The organism is Staphylococcus edaphicus (assembly GCF_002614725.1).
Taxonomy (GTDB): Bacteria; Bacillota; Bacilli; order Staphylococcales; family Staphylococcaceae; genus Staphylococcus; species Staphylococcus edaphicus.
Map to the genome: position 1 here is coordinate 79,829 of NZ_MRZN01000008.1, position 19,382 is coordinate 99,210.

Genomic DNA, 19,382 nt, shown 5'->3' on the forward strand with positions numbered 1-19,382 from the left:
AGGTGTTGATTTTCGTGCAATATCAACATTTAATTACGCCAACTCAATCCTTAAAGGGTAATGTCGCTATTTTATTTGCTAATGATGAGAAAATGTTGTCTGTAGTCATCGAAGCATTATCTATAAGTGATATAGAAGTTTATTTATATGATACACAAGACCTGACTGAAATTATCCGCTCATTTGATATAGAAGTACAACTATTAAATCGAATTCATATTCTTAGTTTTAGCACTAAAAATGAATTATTCCAGAAATGTGCAGATGATTTAACTACAGGTAAAGTAAGCTTATTAATGAAGGGCAATATGATGTCTTCAACCTTATTATCGTTTGTATTGAGTCATAAACATTTCATAGATAACCACGGATTTTTAAATCATGTTGCATGTTTCGATATACCTAACTATCACAAAACACTAATGCTGAGTGATGTTGCATTTAATATTAATCCGACTGTCAAAGAAAAAGAGCAAATCATTATCAATTTATCAAACTTTGCTAAATCACTTGGGTATGAGCAATTTAAAGTAGGTTTACTATCTTCTGTCGAAAAGGCTGTTAAAAAGATACAATCTTCCATAGATTCAGAAAAATTGAAACAAATCTTTCATCGTGCTGAGTCAAATTTTTTAGTTGTTGACGGACCATTTGCTTTTGACAATGCGGTTAATATGGAAAGTGTAATTAAGAAGCATATTACTTCATCAGTCGCAGGCGATGTAGATGCATTATTAGTCTCACATATTGATGTTGGTAACGCCTTATATAAATCATTTACGTATTTTGGTGGCGCAAGGGTATCAAGTTTAGTGTTAGGCGCCAATTTCCCAATTGTATTAACCTCACGCACTGATTCAAAACAGAATAAACTAGATTCATTATTACTGGCACTTAAAGTATTAAACTAAAATAATCTTACAACTAAATGTATTATTCTTATTTAGGGATAGGTTATTAATTTTATAAAGACCTTAATTGATGTAAAATAAATATGGATATTATAAAATGATTAATATAGCCAAACTTTATAGGATATTGATTTAAAAGCTAAGATTGCATTGCCACAGTTTTTCATCTTTAACTTTTCCAATGTACCTCACGTTTAATAACCAATAAATGATGGTTATGTTAATAAAGAAGGTGCAAATATGGCGCGAATTTTGATATTGAACTTGGGCAGTACTTCTTCTAAAATTGCGATATACGAAAATACAACGTGTATACAAAATAAGACAATAAGACATAACATACAATTAACGTCTTTAAAATTAATTGATCAAAAAGAACCACGTATGAAACTAATAAAATATTTCATTGAACAGACTGTTGGTATGGATTTTAGTCAGTTTCATGCTATTGCTTGTAGAGGTGGTATTGTAAAACCAATTTCCGGTGGCGTATATCGCATTGATAAAGCAATGTACAATGAGCTCAAAGTTTTTAAATATGGTATACATGCATCGAATTTGAGTGGTATTATAGGTTATGAATTGGGTTCTTTTTTGAATATACCCGTTTTCACCGTGGATCCAGTAGTTGTCGACGAATTAATGCCAATAGCAAAAGTAACAGGGATTAAAGGTATAGAAAGGCGTAGTGTTTTTCACGCATTAAATCAAAAAGCAGTTGCAAGACATTATGCAATGTCTGTAGAAAAAACCTACGCTGACATAAATGTCATTGTTGCACATCTGGGTGGTGGCATAACAGTTGGGGCACATAAAAATGGAAATGTAGTGGATGTCAACGATGGATTACTTGGTGAAGGCCCGTTTAGTCCTGAGCGTACAGGATCCATTCCAAATGATCAATTATACAATTACGGTTATCAACACAATTTCACACCAACAGAAATGAATCACTTTTTGAGTAAAGAAGGTGGTTTCATTAGTATGTTCAAAACAAATGATTTGTCACAATTATCAAGTGAGTATCATACGAATCCCGATGTTCAATTTGCTTTTGACGCATTAGCATATCAGATTGCAAAAGCAATTGGTGAAAGGTCAATTGTTTTTCAAGGCAAAATTGATCAAATTATTTTAACTGGTGGATTAAGTTATAATACACAACTTGTAGAAAATATTAAAGGCTTTGTTTCATGGCTTGCACCAGTATCTGTATATCCCGGTGAACAAGAAATGGAAGCAATGGCTAGCAGAACCTTAGCAGTATTAACTGGAGACGAAAAGGTTAAAGCTTATAGTTAGGAGCAAAAAAATGTCAGAAGAAAAATATGATTTAGTAATACTTGGTGGAGGTACTGCAGGTTATGTATCTGCAATCAGAGCCTCACAATTAGGTAAAAAAGTTGCACTCGTAGAACAATCTCTCTTAGGTGGTACTTGTTTACATAAAGGGTGTATACCGACAAAAGCTTTATTAAAATCGGCAGAAGTTATGCGGACAATTTCAAACGCTACTGACTATGGTGTTGATGTAGAAGACTTTAAGCTTAATTATTCACGCATAAAATCAAGAAAAAACGATATCGTAAAACAAATGTTTAACGGTGTCACTCAATTAATGGAACATAATAAAATTGATGTCTTTAATGGAACTGGGCGTATTTTAGGACCTTCTATATTTTCTCCACAAAGCGGTACAATATCTGTGGAATTTGAAAATGGCGAATCCGAACTTATACCAAATAATAATGTTCTTATTGCAACTGGATCACAACCAATGCCTTTACCTTTTTTACCATTTGATCATGATATTGTTCTTTCTAGTGACGACATCTTAAAATTAGAAATGTTACCAAAATCACTTGTTATCATTGGTGGAGGAGTCATAGGTTTAGAATTTGCATCTTTACTGACAGATTTTGGGGTTAAAGTAACGGTCATCGAAGCAGGTGAACGCATCTTACCGACTGAAAGTAAATCTATCGCAAATACATTAAAAAATGATTTAACACAACGTGGTGTGAAATTTCATGAAAATACACAACTATCGGAATCACAAATTTCAATTGATGACTCTGGTATCAATATTTTATTGAATGATGAAACGACTCATTTTGAAAAATGCTTAGTCGCAATTGGTAGAAAGCCAAATACGGATGATATTGGTTTAAATAATACGAAAATACAATTATCAGCTGCTAATCATATAATTGTAAATGAATTTCAACAAACAGAAGACAAACATATATATGCTGCAGGCGATTGTATCGGCAAATTACAACTCGCACACGTTGGTTCAAAAGAGGGCACTACTGCTATTGAACACATGTTTGATGAAGCACCTTTACCATTGAATTATGATAAAATGCCAAAATGTGTTTATACGCAACCTGAAATAGCTAGTATTGGGCAAAATTTAGAACAAGCAAAATCTAATAACGTTAATGCAAAAGCCTTTAAAGTTCCGTTTAAAGCAATCGGCAAAGCTGTTATAGAAAATGTTACAAATCAAAATGGCTTTTGCGAAATCGTAATCAATCAGGATAATGATACTGTACTTGGTCTTAATATGATTGGACCACATGTAACAGAATTAATTAATGAAGTATCATTAATGCAATTTATGAATGGCTCCACTCTAGAACTTGGATTAACTACTCATGCACATCCGTCGCTGTCCGAAGTGTTAATGGAGTTAGGCTTAAAAGTTGAAAACAGATCGATTCATGTTTAAATAAGGAGGAAATAAGATGTTTGATTATAAATCAGTTGGACTCGAAGCGTCTGACTTACAAACCATGTATAAATGGATGGACTTAGGTCGTAAAATAGATGAGCGTATGTGGCTTTTAAACCGCGCTGGGAAAATTCCATTTGTCATAAGCTGCCAGGGGCAAGAGGCGACACAAATAGGTATGGCATATGCTATGCGTGAAGGAGACATCTCTTCACCTTATTATAGAGATTTAGCGTTCGTAACTTATATGGGCATGACAGCATTAGATTCAATGCTAGCTGCATTCGGTAAACGTGATGATATAAATTCCGGCGGGAAACAAATGCCTTCTCATTTTGGAAAAAGAGAAAAAGGTATATTATCGCAAAGTTCGCCTGTAGGAACACAAATAGTACACGCTGTAGGTGCTGCATTGGCATTAAAGATGGATAATAAGCCTAATATTGCTATGGCAACTGTGGGAGAAGGTAGTTCAAACCAAGGTGATTTTCATGAGGGCCTCAATTTTGCTGGTGTTCACAACCTTCCGTTTATATGCGTGATTGAAAACAACAAGTATGCAATTTCAGTACCCGATACGCTACAATATGGTGCAGAAAAATTATCTGATCGTGCAATTGGTTATGGTATGCATGGTGAGCATGTCGATGGTAATGATCCGATAGCAATGTATAAAGTAATGAAAGAAGCACGAGAACGAGCATTGAATGGTGAGGGCTCGACATTAATCGAAGCGATGTGTACAAGAATGACTGCACACTCTTCAGATGATGATGACAAGTACCGTACACAAGAAGAGCGCGATGGATTAAAATCATTAGATTGTAACCTAAAATTCAAATCGTTTCTACTTGATGAAGGAATAATTGATGAACAATGGTTAGAAGTAATTGAAAATGAACACAAGGAAATCGTAAACCAAGCCACTAAAGAGGCTGAAAAAGCACCTTATCCATCACCAGAAGAAACTTACACGTATGTTTACGAAGAAGGGAGCTCAAGCAATGCCTAAATTAAGCTATTTAGAAGCAATTCAACAAGGACTAGACCAAGCCATGGCAAAGAATGACGACGTTTTCGTACTTGGTGAAGATGTAGGAAAAAAAGGTGGCGTGTTTGGTGTCACGTTAGGTTTACAACAAAAATATGGAGAAGCAAGAGTATTAGATACACCACTGGCAGAATCAAATATTGTAGGCACTAGTATTGGTGCTGCTATGTTAGGTAAACGGCCAGTTGCAGAAATTCAATTTGCTGAATATATTTTACCAGCAACGAATCAAATTATGAGTGAAGCAGCAAAAATGAGATACCGCTCTAATAATGATTGGCATTGTCCTATTACTATTCGTTCTCCATTTGGTGGAGGCATACACGGTGCTCTTTATCATTCACAAAGTGTTGAATCCATTTTTGCTTCTACACCGGGGCTAACAATAGTTATTCCTTCTACACCATATGATGCTAAAGGCCTATTACTTTCATCAATAGAATCCAATGACCCCGTATTGTATTTTGAACATAAAAAAGCATATCGCTTACTTAAAGACGAAGTACCTGAATCGTATTACACTGTGCCAATTGGTAAAGCAGATGTTAAGCGTGAAGGTGATGATATAACTGTATTTACTTACGGTCTTTGTGTCAATTACTGTATTCAAGCAGCTGATATGCTTGCTGAAGATGATATAAATGTTGAAGTGGTTGATTTACGCACAGTCTACCCATTAGATAAAGAAACGATTATTGAGAGAGCTAAATTAACAGGTAAGGTTTTATTGGTCACTGAAGATAACCTAGAAGGTAGTATCATATCTGAAGTTGCTGCAATTATTGCTGAAAATTGTCTGTTTGATTTAGACGCACCAATTATGAGACTTGCTGGACCCGATGTTCCTTCAATGCCATTTGCACCAACACTCGAAGATGAGTTTATGATTAATCCAGATAAGATAAAAATTAAAATGCGTGAACTCGCAGAATTTTAAGGAGGCACAATGATGGAAATAAAAATGCCTAAACTCGGAGAAAGTGTGCATGAGGGCACAATAGAACAGTGGTTAGTTTCAGTAGGCGATAAAGTAGAGGAGTATGACCCACTTTGTGAGGTTATTACGGATAAAGTAACTGCAGAAGTGCCTTCATCATACGCTGGTACTATACGTCAAATCATCGTTGAAGAAGGTACAACGGTAGCTGTAGATGAAGTGATATGTATCCTTGATGCTGATGATCAAACACTTGAATCCGCTGAGGAAAGCGTGTCTCAAGCTGAAACCCAAAGTGACAGTACAAATGAATCTAAGGAACAAGACACGAATCATACAATACCAGTTGAAAGCCATAATAGCGCTAGTTCTGATAATGAACCTAAAAATAATGGACGTTATTCACCAGTCGTGTTTAAACTTGCATCCGAAAACGAGATCGATTTAACACAGGTAGTTGGTACTGGTTTCGAAGGACGTGTAACTAAAAAAGATGTTGAAAAGGCAATTAAAGAAGGTACGAGCAAAACATCTTCGACTATAATTTCGCCAAAAGATTCACCAAAAGTTTCTAAACAAGCTGTATATAATGAACCATCGCCAGGCTCATCTATTCCAGTTAATGGTGTTCGTAAACAAATTGCTCAAAATATGGTTAATAGCGTTAATGAAATTCCACATGCATGGATGATGGTAGAAGCAGATGCAACCAACTTAGTTAAAACACGTAATTATCATAAACAAAGTTTTAAAGAAAGTGAAGGTTATAATCTAACTTTCTTCGCTTTCTTTGTAAAAGCTGTTGCTGAAGGATTAAAAGCCTACCCATTACTTAATAGTAGTTGGCAAGATTCAGAAATTGTTATGCACAAAGATGTCAATATTTCTATTGCTGTTGCCGATGAAGATAAATTATATGTGCCTGTCATTAAAAATGCTGACGAAAAATCGATAAAAGGAATTGCTAGAGAAATAAATGAATTAGCACAAAAAGCTAGAAATAAAAAATTACGTTCTGAAGATATGCAAGGTGGTACATTTACAGTAAATAATACTGGAACATTTGGTTCAGTATCATCTATGGGTATTATTAATCACCCTCAAGCCGCTATACTTCAAATTGAATCTGTAATTAAAAAACCTGTCGTTATTGATGACATGATTGCAATTCGTAATATGGTTAATTTATGTATTTCAATTGATCATCGTATTTTAGATGGGTTACAAGCAGGCAGATTTATGAATTTTGTTAAAACACGCATTGAACAATATTCTATAGAGCATACAAGTATTTATTAGTATGATAAACAATCAATAAATTAGAGAATAATTGTACGACATCTCATTATAAGGGTGGTATCGTACAATTATTCTCTTTTTTAGAGCTTTTTTTTGCCAATAAGACCTAGTAGAGAAAATTCAGATTAACTCACAAACCGATAAGTGATCAGACTTTTATCAATTACTAAATAGTAGATAATATTATTTTTGAAGTATTCACATAAAATAAAAAGTTTAGACAACAGAAAACACACATGTTGAAGTATTATGTATATATTAGTAGAATGAAAGTATTAATCTAGAAATGAAGGGTGAAAATGAATATGGACTTAAATTTTGATTTATATATGACAGATGTTGTAAACCAAGCTAGAAATGAAATTGAAGAAGCAGGTTATGAACAATTAACGTCTGCAGATGAAGTAGATAATGTATTAAAACAGGATGGCACTACATTAGTAATGGTTAACTCCGTATGTGGTTGTGCAGGTGGTATCGCTAGACCAGCAGCTACACATGCCTTACATTACGATAAGTTACCTGATCGTTTGGTAACTGTATTTGCTGGCCAAGATAAGGAAGCAACACAACAAGCAAGAGATTATTTTGAAGGCTATGCACCATCAAGCCCTTCATTCGCATTAATCAAAGATGGCAAAGTGACTGAAATGATAGAAAGACATCAAATAGAGGGACATGATGTAATGAACGTCATTACACAGTTACAAAATTTATTCGATAAATATTGTGTCGAAAAATAGAGGCGTAAAACATGACAAGTTTAAATCCCTATAGAATTGGATTTAGAACAATTAAGACAGCGGTTGGCATGGCGCTTGGTATTATCATTGCCAAGTTAATGGGGCTTGATAATTTTGCTTCAAGCGCTATTTTAGTAGTTTTATGCATCAAGCATACGAAAATACATTCACTGCAAGCAATTGTATCTCGGTTCGTATCTTGTCTTATGATTCTAATATTTGGCTCTATTGTTTTCAGCATGTTAGGACAACATGCGATTGTTTTAGGCATCATTGTTTTATTATTTATACCCTTAACAGTTGTATTTAAAGTTCAAGAAGGTGTTGTAACAAGCTGTGTCATCTTATTGCACGTATTTAATGCACAATCCATTGACTTACATTTATTCGTAAATGAAGTTTTACTGTTAGTTGTCGGTCTAGGCATAGCATTTTTAATGAATATCATTATGCCTAGTTTAGATGGTAATTTAAAACACTATAAACAGGAAATAGAACAGCAATTCACTACAATTTTTGAAACATTTAGTAATACATGTAGAACTCCTAATACTGATATTAATATTTCTTTTAAAGACTTAAAATATACGATTCGTAAGGCAAAATCTATTGCTTTTAGAGATGTAAAAAATCATTTTGTCAGAAATGAGAACTCTTATTACCATTATTTTGATATGAGAGAGGAACAATTAGAATTATTGAGACGAATGGCGATTATAATTGAAAATATTGAAACAAAAGATTACTTGTTAACTAAGATTTCAAATTTATTTGCTGAAGTAGCAAAAAATGTAAATAGTAATGACTATACCGCATTAAGACTACACTCTTTATATGAAATAAGATTAGAATTGAATGAATTAGATCTACCAACGACACATGCATCGTTTAGAACGCGTGCAAGCCTCTTGCAATTATTATATGAATTAGAAGGGTATTTGGCTGTTAAATCACAGTTTGGTTCGTTAAGATTACATAGCGAACAATAATATCCCATCAAAATAATATTTATAATCAAACTAGACCAGACATACACATGTCTCGGTCTAGTTTGATTATAAAGACAACAAAAGGTTTAGCTAGACAAATTAAATAGTATCCATAGCTAGTTATCATTGCCTTGTTAGAATGAATTCAGGAAAGTTTTTAGAAAACAAATTTCTAATACACTGTTTTATTAATTAATAAATTGTGTCTATAGATCGTTTATGTTTAGTTTACTAATGGCACTACGCTTGTCAAAATCAATGCAAGGACTACAGCAACTAACATAACTACGATAATAACTCTTAAAACTTTATTATTATTCAAAGATTATTCCTCCAAATCATACAATTTCATCGATGTAACATACATCTTTACGTACGTTCTATACATACACTTATACGTTCATTATATCATATGACTTCCACCAACGTTGAATCATATTAGTTTTACTGTACTATATAATTCGTTAAACTTAAACATAAGATATATATAAATGGAATGGGGCATTTTAAATGATTAACAAGCAACGACTTTTAGATGTTTTTTTAGAACTAGTACAGATAAATTCTGAGAGTGGTAATGAGCAAACAATTCAATCACATCTCAAAACAAAATTTGAATCATTAGGATTAATCGTAGCAGAAGATAAAGCTAGTGAAAATGAAAAACTGGGTGCTAACAACCTTATTTGTACTTTACCTGCTACTTCAAATTCGACAAATATTGATAAAGTATATTTTACAAGCCATATGGATACGGTTGTGCCTGGTTTAAATGTTAAACCACAAGTTAAAGATGATGGATACATATACTCTGATGGGAGTACAATCTTAGGGGCTGATGATAAAGCCGGATTAGCTTCAATTCTAGAATGTATTCACGTGTTAAAAGAACAAGCTATCCCTCATGGCCAAATCCAATTTGTAATCACTGTAGGAGAAGAATCCGGACTTGAAGGGGCTAAAGCATTGGATCAAAATTTATTAGATGCTGCATATGGCTATGCTATTGATGCAAGCGTTGATGTAGGTACTACTGTTACACATGCGCCTACACAAATGAAAGTAAATGCCACTATTTATGGTAAAACTGCACATGCAAGTACGCCTAATAAAGGTATCAGTGCTATCAATATTGCTGCTAAAGCAGTAAGTGAAATGAAACTAGGACAAATAGATGCATATACAACGGCCAATATTGGGCGCTTTGAAGGTGGTTCTGCTACAAATATTGTTGCAGATAAAGTTACACTAAAAGCTGAAGCACGTTCACATTCCGATGAAAGTATCAATGCACAAGTCAAACATATGAAGTCTGTATTTGAAGATACTGCAGAAAAATATGGCTGTACGTCTGACGTTGAAATTATTAAGAGCTATCCTGGTTTTAAAATATCTGATGAGGCTATTGTAACTAAAGTTGCTAAAGCAAGTGCTGTTGCTCTAGGTTTAAAACCCAATACTGTAATGGCTGGAGGGGGCTCTGATGGCACAATCTTTAACCAATTTGGAATTCCTACTGTTATATTAGGCGTCGGTTATGAAAACATTCACACTACAGATGAACGCATGCCCATCGATTCTTTAAATTTATTAACTGAGCAACTAATTAAGATTATTGAAATAATTACTCAACAATCAGCAAACTGATTAAGTGAATATTATTACGGCTTTGTGATATAATATACTAGAAAACTTTAATAAGAGAGGTTAGTTAAATGACACAACAAATTGGTGTAGTAGGTTTAGCCGTAATGGGTAAAAACCTTGCTTGGAATATTGAATCTCGTGGATATAGTGTTTCGGTTTTTAACCGTTCTTCAGAAAAAACAGACGAAATGGTTAAAGAGTCTGAAGGTAAAGACATACATCCAACATACTCTATAGAAGAATTTATTAATTCTCTAGAAAAACCCCGCAAAATTTTATTAATGGTTAAAGCTGGTCCGGCAACAGATGCAACAATTGATAGTTTATTACCATTATTAGACAACGATGATATCTTAATTGATGGTGGTAATACAAACTATCAAGATACAATCAGACGTAACAAAGCACTTGCTGAAAGTGGTGTTAACTTTATAGGTATGGGCGTGTCTGGCGGAGAAGTTGGTGCACTTACTGGCCCTTCATTAATGCCTGGTGGTCAACAAGCTGCATTTGATAAAGTAAGTCATATTTTAGAATCAATTTCAGCTAAAGCTGATGATGGCGCTGCATGTGTTGCTTACATTGGACCAAATGGTGCTGGACACTATGTTAAAATGGTTCACAATGGTATTGAATATGCAGATATGCAATTAATTGCTGAAAGTTATGCAATGATGAAAGATTTACTTGGCATGTCACATGAAGAAATTTCTCAAACATTCAAGGATTGGAATGCTGGAGAATTGTCAAGTTACCTTATAGAAATTACTGGAGATATCTTTACTAAATTAGATGACAAATCTGATGATGCTTTAGTTGAAAAAATCCTAGATACAGCCGGACAAAAAGGTACTGGTAAATGGACTTCAATTAATGCTCTAGAATTAGGCATTCCGTTAACAATTATTACTGAATCAGTATTTGCACGTTTCATTTCTTCAATTAAAGAAGAACGTGTCAATGCTTCAAAACAATTAAATGGTCCAAATGCTAAATTTGAGGGAAATAAAGATGAATTCTTAGAAAAAATTCGTAAAGCACTCTATATGAGTAAAATTTGTTCATACGCACAAGGTTTTGCTCAAATGAGAAAAGCGAGTGACGATAACGAATGGAACCTTAAATTAGGTGAATTAGCGATGATTTGGCGTGAGGGTTGTATTATCCGTGCACAATTCTTACAAAAAATTAAAGAAGCTTATGACAACAATACAGAATTACAAAACTTGCTATTAGATCCTTATTTCAAAGACATAGTAACAAATTATCAAGATGCGTTACGTGATGTTGTCGCAACTGGTGTACAAAACGGAGTTCCAACACCTGGATTTTCTGCTAGTATTAATTATTATGATAGTTATCGTTCAGAAAACTTACCAGCAAATTTAATTCAAGCACAACGTGATTATTTTGGCGCACACACTTATGAACGTAAAGACCGTGAAGGTGTGTTCCACACACAATGGATTGAAGATTAATCATAATTTTAAAACATTATGACGTCTATTTTATTAAATGACTCATAGTAAGTATAGAATTTGCATTAATATTTTAATTTGATAACTATTTGTTTTTTTGTAGAGCCAAGACATTTGAAAATGTCCTGGCTTTTTTATTTACACTTTAATTTGTGCAATCGTTTGCATGAATCTTTTGACTTTCTTATATCTTTTACCTATGCTTATTCTAAGAAAGATAAAGTGTTTAAATAGGTGGTGTCCTTAGATTGGTAACTATTAGAGATATTGCAAATGCAGCAAATGTTTCACCCTCAACAGTTTCACGTGTAACTAGTGGCAATAGTCGTATAAGTATAAACACTCAGAAAAAAGTAAAAAAATAATGGCTGACCTAAACTATCGTCCTAACAATGCTGCAAGAACTTTAATCACAAAAAAATCAAAAACTATAGGTATTATTCAAAAATATGGAGATGAGGTAACAAGACAAAATCCTTTTCTTATAGAAGTACTGTCTGGCATTTATACTGAATGTAAAAAATATGATTATTCAACACTTTCTACGACAAGTGAGCAGCCTGACGAAATCATTTCAGAAGTCTTCCATATGATTCAAACTCACGCAGTTGATGGATTTATTGTATTATATTCAAAGGAAAATGATGATATTTCTAATTTATTGAAGCAGCAAGCTATACCTTTTGTCATTATCGGTAAGTCAATAACTGCAGATAATATTATACATATAGATAACGATAATATTATTGCTTCAAAATTATTAACACGCTATTTAATCAATTTAGGACATACGTCATTTCATTTTGTAGCTGAAATAGGTAATTATGAAGTGATCAAAGATCGTGTTAACGGATACAAAAGAAGAAATGGAGAAAGCACATCTAGAACCACATGTATCATATATAGAAATGCATCGTCATCAGATTATAAACTATTTTAAAGGTTTAATGACAAACCATACATTGCCAACAATCGTAATTACTTCTGATATGATGCTCAATCAACTTGTTTTAAGCGCCTTATATACTTTGAATATACGTATTCCCGATAATATACAAACTGCAACTTTTAATGATTCATTTATATCTGCAACTGCTTCACCACCACAAACTGCAGTTAATATCCAACCCCAAAGATTAGGACAAGCAGCAGGAGAAAGTATTATCAAATTATTAAAAGAAGAACCTATAGAAGACAGAAATAAAATAATAAGCACGCATATAGTTAAACGCGCTTCAACACAAGGAATTTAAGGAGGCAATATCATGGACAAAAAATGGTGGAAAGAAGCTATAGCTTATCAGGTATACCCAAGAAGTTTTAATGATTCAAATAATGACGGCATTGGAGATTTACCAGGGATTATTGATAAATTGGATTATTTAAAAGATCTAGGTATTGACGTAATTTGGTTAAGTCCAATGTATAAATCTCCAAATGATGATAACGGTTATGATATTAGTGATTACCAAGATATTATGGATGAATTTGGGACAATGCATGATTTTAACTTATTACTTGAGTGCGTACACGAGCGGGGGATGAAATTAATACTTGATCTTGTGGTAAACCATACCTCTGATGAGCATCCTTGGTTCATAGAATCAAAATCTAGTAAACACAATCCTAAACGGGATTGGTATATATGGCAAGCACCTAAATCTGATGGTTCTGAACCAAATAATTGGGAAAGTATTTTTAATGGATCAACTTGGGAGTTTGATGAACAAACTGAATCCTACTACTTCCATTTATTTAGTAAAAAACAACCAGATTTAAATTGGGATAACCCAGAAGTACGAAAAGAAATTTTTGATATGATGAACTGGTGGTTTGAAAAAGGTATCGATGGCTTTAGAGTTGATGCTATAACACATATCAAAAAAACATTTGAAGCTGGAGATTTACCTGTACCAGAAGGCAAAAAATATGCACCTGCATTTGATGTAGATATGAATCAACCTGGTATCCAAACATGGTTGCAAGAGATGAAAGTGAAATCGCTGAGTCAATATGATATTATGACCGTTGGTGAAGCTAATGGTGTTAGTCCTGATAACGCAGAAGAGTGGGTAGGTAAAGATAAGGGAAAATTTAATATGATTTTTCAATTTGAACATCTCGGCTTATGGAATACTGGGGATGTCAAATTTGATGTCAAATCATATAAAGATATATTAAATCGATGGCAAAAGAAACTAGAAAATGTAGGATGGAACGCATTATTTATAGAAAATCATGATCAGCCGAGACGCGTATCAACATGGGGTGATGATGAAACATATTGGCATGAATCTGCTACAAGTCATGCATTGGCTTATTTTTTACAACAAGGGACACCTTTCATTTACCAAGGACAGGAAATAGGGATGACAAATTATCCTTTTACAAATATTGAAACTTTCAATGATGTTGCCGTTGTGAATGAATACAATATGGTGAAATCTCAAAATGGAGATACTTCTGCCTTATTAGAAAAACACAAGATGGAAAATAGAGATAATTCAAGAACACCTATGCAATGGAATCATCATAAAAATGGGGGATTTTCAGAGCATGAACCGTGGTTTCCAATAAATCCTAATTATAAAAAAATTAACGTTGCCGCGCAGGAAAATGATCCAGACTCCATACTCAGCTTTTATAAATTGTTGATTCAATTAAAAAAATCTGACGAGGTATATACTTATGGCATCTTCGACCTTGTAGACCCCGAAAATGAACAAGTATTTGCATATACTAGAACATTAGATAATAAACAAGTATTGGTTGTAGCAAACCTTACGGATCAAGTAGCATCTTTAGATATACCTAATAATATGAAAGTTAATAATGAAAATCTAGTGCTCGAAAATTATAAGACACATTCACCAAACTTTAATAACATACTTCCATTTGAAGCATTTGTAATGAAGTTATAAAACTAAAATAACGGCGGGTTCAAAAATCTAATTTTATTAAAAAGGTTTCTTTGTCCCAATCCCGTCTCAAATATAACTGAAATTATAAAAGTATAAAAAAATTACCTGAGCTGTTGCTCATGCATAAAGTCCTACTAACTCAATAAATTGAGAAGTGGGGTCAATGGTTTACCTGAGCTGTTGCTCATGCATAAAGTCCCACTAACTCAATAAATTGAGAAGTGGGACTTAATAGTATTTAGTCAAAATTCAAATACTGTTCTTGATCTACAGGCATCCACAACTGTACTTTGGTAAATGGGTCATCAAATGAAATGTCAAAAGGATAAACCTCAACATAGAGACTATTATGCTCATAAGGTAATGTCATTTGTAAACTTGTTTCTATATAATACCAAGCCTCATTAACAACATAATCTAATTCACCTTGCAAGTTAAATTTTGCATATTGTCTATCCGGTAGATATCTACTTTCTAAATGTGACGGATAACGTTCACTAGGAACTCCGATAAATATTTCCACACCTTCATCTAGAGGACAATTCACTACAAACAACTCATGTGGATTGACATCATTGTATCGTTGCAGTTCTTTAATATTCCCATTTTCCATTAAATCTTCAAGAAAATCTGGTACTTTAAAAGGATTCTCTAAATGATCAGAATCTATAAATTTTGCATACCCCACTAAAGAAATACCTTCTGTATCTTCCAGACGATAGGCATTAGGTGGTTTTTCAGTGGTCGATAATTTAATATATAATCGTGGTTGCATTTTTAATTCATCACGTTTTGTATTAACTTGAATAGGAGAAACACCATGGAAATCACTGAAATCATTCGCAAAATCATTTGTATCATTATAATGATATTTCTTAGCTACATCCATTAAGCGACTAGATCCACTAATTATGTCTTGTGCGGCTAGCGTCATTCTACGTGACCTAGCATATGCTGTTGGAGACTGACCGACAATCATTTTAAACGATTGGTCAAGATGATAAGGTGAAAGACCAACGTAATCACTAAGTGCTTGCAAATGAAAAGGCTCTAACAAATGATCTTCTATATAAACAATTGCCTGTTGTATTTGCTTGATAACGTCCAAAACTTTCACTCCTAAATTGTCCAATTATGTATAGTCTATAATATATTTATTTATAGAGGGACATGCAAATGATATGTATACCATTACTTACCAAACAACACCATTGTAAATAATGGAACAATTATTTGCTGATTCTCGAAAAATAAATACATTATGGTAAATATGTTTTAACTAATTAAGTACATTCTACATCATTTTTGCTGTACATACATCTTAAAAATATTAAATGGGGTAAAATGTAAATAAGTTGTATCGAATTTCACTTTTTTAACTCAATGGATTAAATCATAACATAAAAAAATAGATAATAAAAAAGAGAGTGGGATAGAAATCTGATTTTTTAAAAGAAGTCATCGTCCCATCCCGTAAAGTGTGATTAGATTGAAATAATATAAAAAGATTAGCTGAGTTTTGTCTCATGAATAAGTCCCACTAACTCATTAAATTGAGAAGTGGGACTTTACAATATAAAAGGAGGCAGGGACGTCATTAATTCGTCCCTGCCCCACATTTAATTTAGTAATTCATTCTTTAATGGATATCGTCCCACCAGTTGAAACCATCTCTACTTAATAATAAGTCACTATCAAGTGGTCCATTTGAACCTGATTCATAGTTAGGAAATTCTGGTTCGTTTTGATTCCATTCTCCTTGAATCGCATCGACAAATTTCCATGTAGATTTTAATTCTTCCCAATGTGTAAAGTTTGTTGCATCACCATTCAAACAATCAAATAATAGATTTTCATATGCATCTACTGTGTTCATTTTATCCTGTGCGCTCATTGCATAAGATAATTGTACAGGCTCAGTTTCAATGCCTTGGACATTTTTCTTAGCATTTAAATGCAGTGACACACCTTCATTTGGTTGTATATTAATCACTAGTAAATTTGAATCTAATTTTTTGTCTGTTTCATAATATAAATTCATCGGTACTTCTTTAAATTCTACAACTACTTGAATCGTTTTACTCTTCATGCGCTTACCAGTTCTAATATAGAAAGGGACACCTGCCCATCTAAAGTTATCAATCGTTAATTTACCTGCAACAAATGTAGGTGTAGTTGAATCCTCAGCGACACGCTCTTCATCTCTATATTTTGGCACTTTTTGTCCATTTATCGTACCTTCACCATACTGACCACGAACAAAATTTTGTTTAACTTCTTCTGGTTCTAATTTGCGTAATGATTTAAGTGCTTTGACTTTTTCTGCTCTGATATCTTCACTGTGTAAACTGATAGGCGCTTCCATTGCTAATAAGGCAACCATTTGTAACATATGGTTTTGTACCATATCTTTTAATGCACCACTAGATTCATAATAGCCACCTCTATCTTCAACACCTAATACTTCTGAAGAGGTAACTTGGATATTAGATATATATTTATTGTTCCACAATGGTTCAAACATAGCGTTTGCAAAGCGTAACACTTCAATATTTTGTACCATGTCTTTACCTAAGTAATGATCAATACGATAAATTTCCTCTTCTTTAAACGACCGACGTAATTGTTCATTTAATTCTTCAGCAGATTCTAAATCTGAACCAAATGGTTTTTCGATAACTAAACGTTTGAATCCAGTCGTATCTGTTAATCCAGATGATTTTAAATAATCAGAAATTACACCAAAGAATTTTGGTGCCATAGCCAAATAGAATAATCTATTACCTTTTAAATTAAATTCATTGTCTAGTTTATTACTCACTTCTAGTAATGATTGGTAACTAGCCTCATCACTTACGTCATGTTTATGATAAAATACATGCTCCATAAACTTATCAAGATGTTTCGTATCTTTAACATGTTCTTGAATTGATGACTTCACTTGATTACGAAAATCATCATTTGTTAAGTCTCTTCTACCAATACCAATTATAGCAACCTGCTCATTTAAATTTTCTTGTTGATATAGGTGAAACAGTGATGGAAATAATTTTCTGTGACTTAAATCACCAGTTGCTCCAAAAATGGTTATTAAGCATGGAATATCTTTATTTTTAGTATTCAAGATCAAAACCTCAATTCTTTTTATAAATCTGTATTTATTATAGAACAATCGTCTGTATTGTTCATACCTTTTTGCTTAAAAGAAGCAAATTTTAATATATTTTTTATTCTTTTCTATGATAAAATATGAACAAGAAGAGGAGGCATATGCATGGAAATCACATTCTTTGGTACGAGTGCTGGTCTACCAACAAAAGAACGAAACACGCAAGCTATCGCATTAAACTTAGAGCCATATGCTAATAATATTTGGCTTTTTGATGTAGGTGAAGGCACACAACACCAAATATTACATCACTCTATTAAATTAGGAAAAGTAGATCATATCTTTATAACGCATATGCACGGCGATCATATTTTTGGTTTACCTGGATTGTTAACAAGCAGATCTTTTCAAGGTGGTGAAGGGAAACCATTAACAGTTATTGGTCCTAAAGGTATCAAAGCATTTGTAGAAACAACGTTACACCTATCTGAATCAAAATTAAACTATTCAATTACTTATATAGAAATTGAAGATCACTTATCTTATCAAAATAATGGATTCAATGTAGAAGCGCACATGTTAAATCACGGTATACCTTCATTTGGATATCGTATTGAAGCACCTTATACATCTGGTAAGATAGATGTAACTGCCTTAAAAGAAATAGGTTTAGAACCCGGACCAAAATATCAAGACGTTAAAAATAACGAAACTTTTGAATATAATGGCATGATTTATAATTCAAATGACTTTAAAGGTGATGCAGTGAAAGGCCCTGTTGTTGCTATTTTTGGAGATACAATGCCTTGTAAAAATGAGGAAATCATTGCTGATCATGCTAATGTCATGGTTCATGAAAGTACATATATAGAAGGGGATAAAACACTAGCAAATAATTATCACCATAGTCATATTGAAGATGTGTTTAGTTTAATTGAAAATGCTCAAGTAGATTATAGTTTAATTACGCATATAAGTAATCGATATACAATAGACGAAGTAGAAACCATTAGTGAATCACTTAAGTCACAACCGATGACACCACCATTTAAATTTGTGAAAGATTTTGATTCTTGGACATTTTAAGCATACTTAATGATGAAAACGGCAAAGTTACGCTCGTATTTCATGTTGGATAATTTGTTTGAGTCATACTTTAACAATCACTGTACTCAAATGCTGTCCATATATTAATAGAGGAGGCTGGGACATAAATACCCAATCTCAAAAAAAGAGGGCTAATCCTTTATGGGTTAGTCCTCTTTATATTTAAAATCTTACGATTTTGACCGTGCATGCTTGCCTGGGGTATGGTTCGAGCCTGTAGTCTCTCACTCATACTATTCCCCTAGGCGTCAGCACGTTACAAAATCGGTACAATATACATTTTGTTATTCAAAAAAATAAGGCCCTTTCGTATAATTTAATAAACTCTACTAAACTAAATTAACGAGGTGCCTTATGTATAAAGATTATAACATGACTCAAATTACACTACCAATGGAAACTTCAATTTTAATACCTAATAATGATATATCACGATATGTAAATGAGATTGTT

General features: G+C 33.2%; 18 protein-coding genes. 15 read left to right on the top strand and 3 right to left on the bottom strand.

The window, feature by feature from the left end:
• Window positions 1-14: 14 nt before the first annotated feature.
• From BTJ66_RS06845 to BTJ66_RS06880, 8 genes are all read left to right on the top strand, one after another.
• Complete coding sequence (locus tag BTJ66_RS06845; RefSeq protein ID WP_099090225.1) at window positions 15-911, top strand: phosphate acyltransferase; 897 nt, start codon at window positions 15-17, stop codon at window positions 909-911.
• A 240-nt stretch (window positions 912-1,151) separates the two neighbouring features.
• Window positions 1,152-2,213 (top strand): butyrate kinase, encoded by a 1,062-nt coding sequence (buk, locus tag BTJ66_RS06850; RefSeq protein WP_099090226.1) that lies wholly within the window; start codon window positions 1,152-1,154, stop codon window positions 2,211-2,213.
• 10 nt (window positions 2,214-2,223) lie between these two features.
• The gene (gene lpdA, locus BTJ66_RS06855) at window positions 2,224-3,645 is read left to right on the top strand and encodes a dihydrolipoyl dehydrogenase (RefSeq protein WP_099090227.1); all 1,422 of its coding nucleotides are present in this window, start codon (window positions 2,224-2,226) and stop codon (window positions 3,643-3,645) included.
• Between the two features lie 16 nt (window positions 3,646-3,661).
• Window positions 3,662-4,660: a thiamine pyrophosphate-dependent dehydrogenase E1 component subunit alpha gene (locus tag BTJ66_RS06860; protein WP_099090228.1), complete on the top strand. Its 999-nt coding sequence runs from the start codon at window positions 3,662-3,664 to the stop codon at window positions 4,658-4,660.
• On the top strand, window positions 4,653-5,636 hold the full coding sequence (locus BTJ66_RS06865; RefSeq protein WP_099090229.1) for an alpha-ketoacid dehydrogenase subunit beta: 984 nt from the start codon (window positions 4,653-4,655) through the stop codon (window positions 5,634-5,636). Before BTJ66_RS06860 ends, BTJ66_RS06865 begins: the two co-directional genes overlap by 8 nt.
• A gap of 12 nt (window positions 5,637-5,648) precedes the next feature.
• Window positions 5,649-6,935, top strand: a complete 1,287-nt coding sequence (locus tag BTJ66_RS06870; RefSeq protein WP_099090230.1) for a dihydrolipoamide acetyltransferase family protein — start codon at window positions 5,649-5,651, stop codon at window positions 6,933-6,935.
• Between the two features lie 305 nt (window positions 6,936-7,240).
• Window positions 7,241-7,678 carry a bacilliredoxin BrxB gene (gene brxB / locus BTJ66_RS06875; RefSeq protein ID WP_099090231.1) on the top strand — a complete coding sequence of 146 codons (438 nt, stop codon included), beginning with the start codon at window positions 7,241-7,243 and terminating at the stop codon, window positions 7,676-7,678.
• Between the two features lie 11 nt (window positions 7,679-7,689).
• Window positions 7,690-8,667: an aromatic acid exporter family protein gene (locus BTJ66_RS06880; protein ID WP_099090232.1), complete on the top strand. Its 978-nt coding sequence runs from the start codon at window positions 7,690-7,692 to the stop codon at window positions 8,665-8,667.
• A gap of 223 nt (window positions 8,668-8,890) precedes the next feature.
• On the opposite strand, the gene prli42 is transcribed toward BTJ66_RS06880, so the two are convergent.
• A complete protein-coding gene (gene prli42 / locus BTJ66_RS13515) occupies window positions 8,891-8,989 on the bottom strand; it encodes a stressosome-associated protein Prli42 (RefSeq protein WP_017724546.1) in 99 nt (32 codons plus the stop codon).
• A gap of 188 nt (window positions 8,990-9,177) precedes the next feature.
• Between prli42 and BTJ66_RS06885 the strand changes: the two genes are divergently transcribed.
• The 6 genes from BTJ66_RS06885 (at window position 9,178) to BTJ66_RS06900 (ending at window position 14,713) form a co-directional block, all read left to right on the top strand.
• The gene (locus tag BTJ66_RS06885) at window positions 9,178-10,314 is read left to right on the top strand and encodes a M20/M25/M40 family metallo-hydrolase (RefSeq protein WP_099090233.1); all 1,137 of its coding nucleotides are present in this window, start codon (window positions 9,178-9,180) and stop codon (window positions 10,312-10,314) included.
• 68 nt (window positions 10,315-10,382) lie between these two features.
• Window positions 10,383-11,792: an NADP-dependent phosphogluconate dehydrogenase gene (gene gndA, locus BTJ66_RS06890; RefSeq protein ID WP_099090234.1), complete on the top strand. Its 1,410-nt coding sequence runs from the start codon at window positions 10,383-10,385 to the stop codon at window positions 11,790-11,792.
• A gap of 248 nt (window positions 11,793-12,040) precedes the next feature.
• Window positions 12,041-12,157, top strand: a complete 117-nt coding sequence (locus BTJ66_RS13810; RefSeq protein ID WP_238597600.1) for a LacI family DNA-binding transcriptional regulator — start codon at window positions 12,041-12,043, stop codon at window positions 12,155-12,157.
• Window positions 12,157-12,732 (top strand): helix-turn-helix transcriptional regulator, encoded by a 576-nt coding sequence (locus BTJ66_RS13815; RefSeq protein WP_238597601.1) that lies wholly within the window; start codon window positions 12,157-12,159, stop codon window positions 12,730-12,732. The genes BTJ66_RS13810 and BTJ66_RS13815 overlap by 1 nt, the downstream gene beginning before the upstream one ends.
• On the top strand, window positions 12,701-13,045 hold the full coding sequence (locus tag BTJ66_RS13820) for a substrate-binding domain-containing protein (RefSeq protein WP_238597602.1): 345 nt from the start codon (window positions 12,701-12,703) through the stop codon (window positions 13,043-13,045). Before BTJ66_RS13815 ends, BTJ66_RS13820 begins: the two co-directional genes overlap by 32 nt.
• Window positions 13,046-13,057: 12 nt before the next feature.
• Window positions 13,058-14,713, top strand: coding sequence for a glycoside hydrolase family 13 protein (locus tag BTJ66_RS06900; protein WP_099090235.1), 1,656 nt, complete (start codon window positions 13,058-13,060; stop codon window positions 14,711-14,713).
• A 238-nt stretch (window positions 14,714-14,951) separates the two neighbouring features.
• Here the strand turns inward: BTJ66_RS06900 and BTJ66_RS06905 are convergent, their stop codons facing one another.
• Window positions 14,952-15,821 carry an AraC family transcriptional regulator gene (locus BTJ66_RS06905; RefSeq protein WP_099090236.1) on the bottom strand — a complete coding sequence of 290 codons (870 nt, stop codon included), beginning with the start codon at window positions 15,819-15,821 and terminating at the stop codon, window positions 14,952-14,954.
• Window positions 15,822-16,352: 531 nt separating this feature from the next.
• Window positions 16,353-17,837, bottom strand: coding sequence for a glucose-6-phosphate dehydrogenase (zwf, locus tag BTJ66_RS06910; RefSeq protein ID WP_099090237.1), 1,485 nt, complete (start codon window positions 17,835-17,837; stop codon window positions 16,353-16,355).
• Window positions 17,838-17,987: 150 nt separating this feature from the next.
• Here zwf and rnz point away from each other — a divergent pair, with 150 nt between their 5' ends.
• The gene (gene rnz / locus BTJ66_RS06915) at window positions 17,988-18,908 is read left to right on the top strand and encodes a ribonuclease Z (RefSeq protein WP_099090238.1); all 921 of its coding nucleotides are present in this window, start codon (window positions 17,988-17,990) and stop codon (window positions 18,906-18,908) included.
• Window positions 18,909-19,382: the final 474 nt, after the last annotated feature.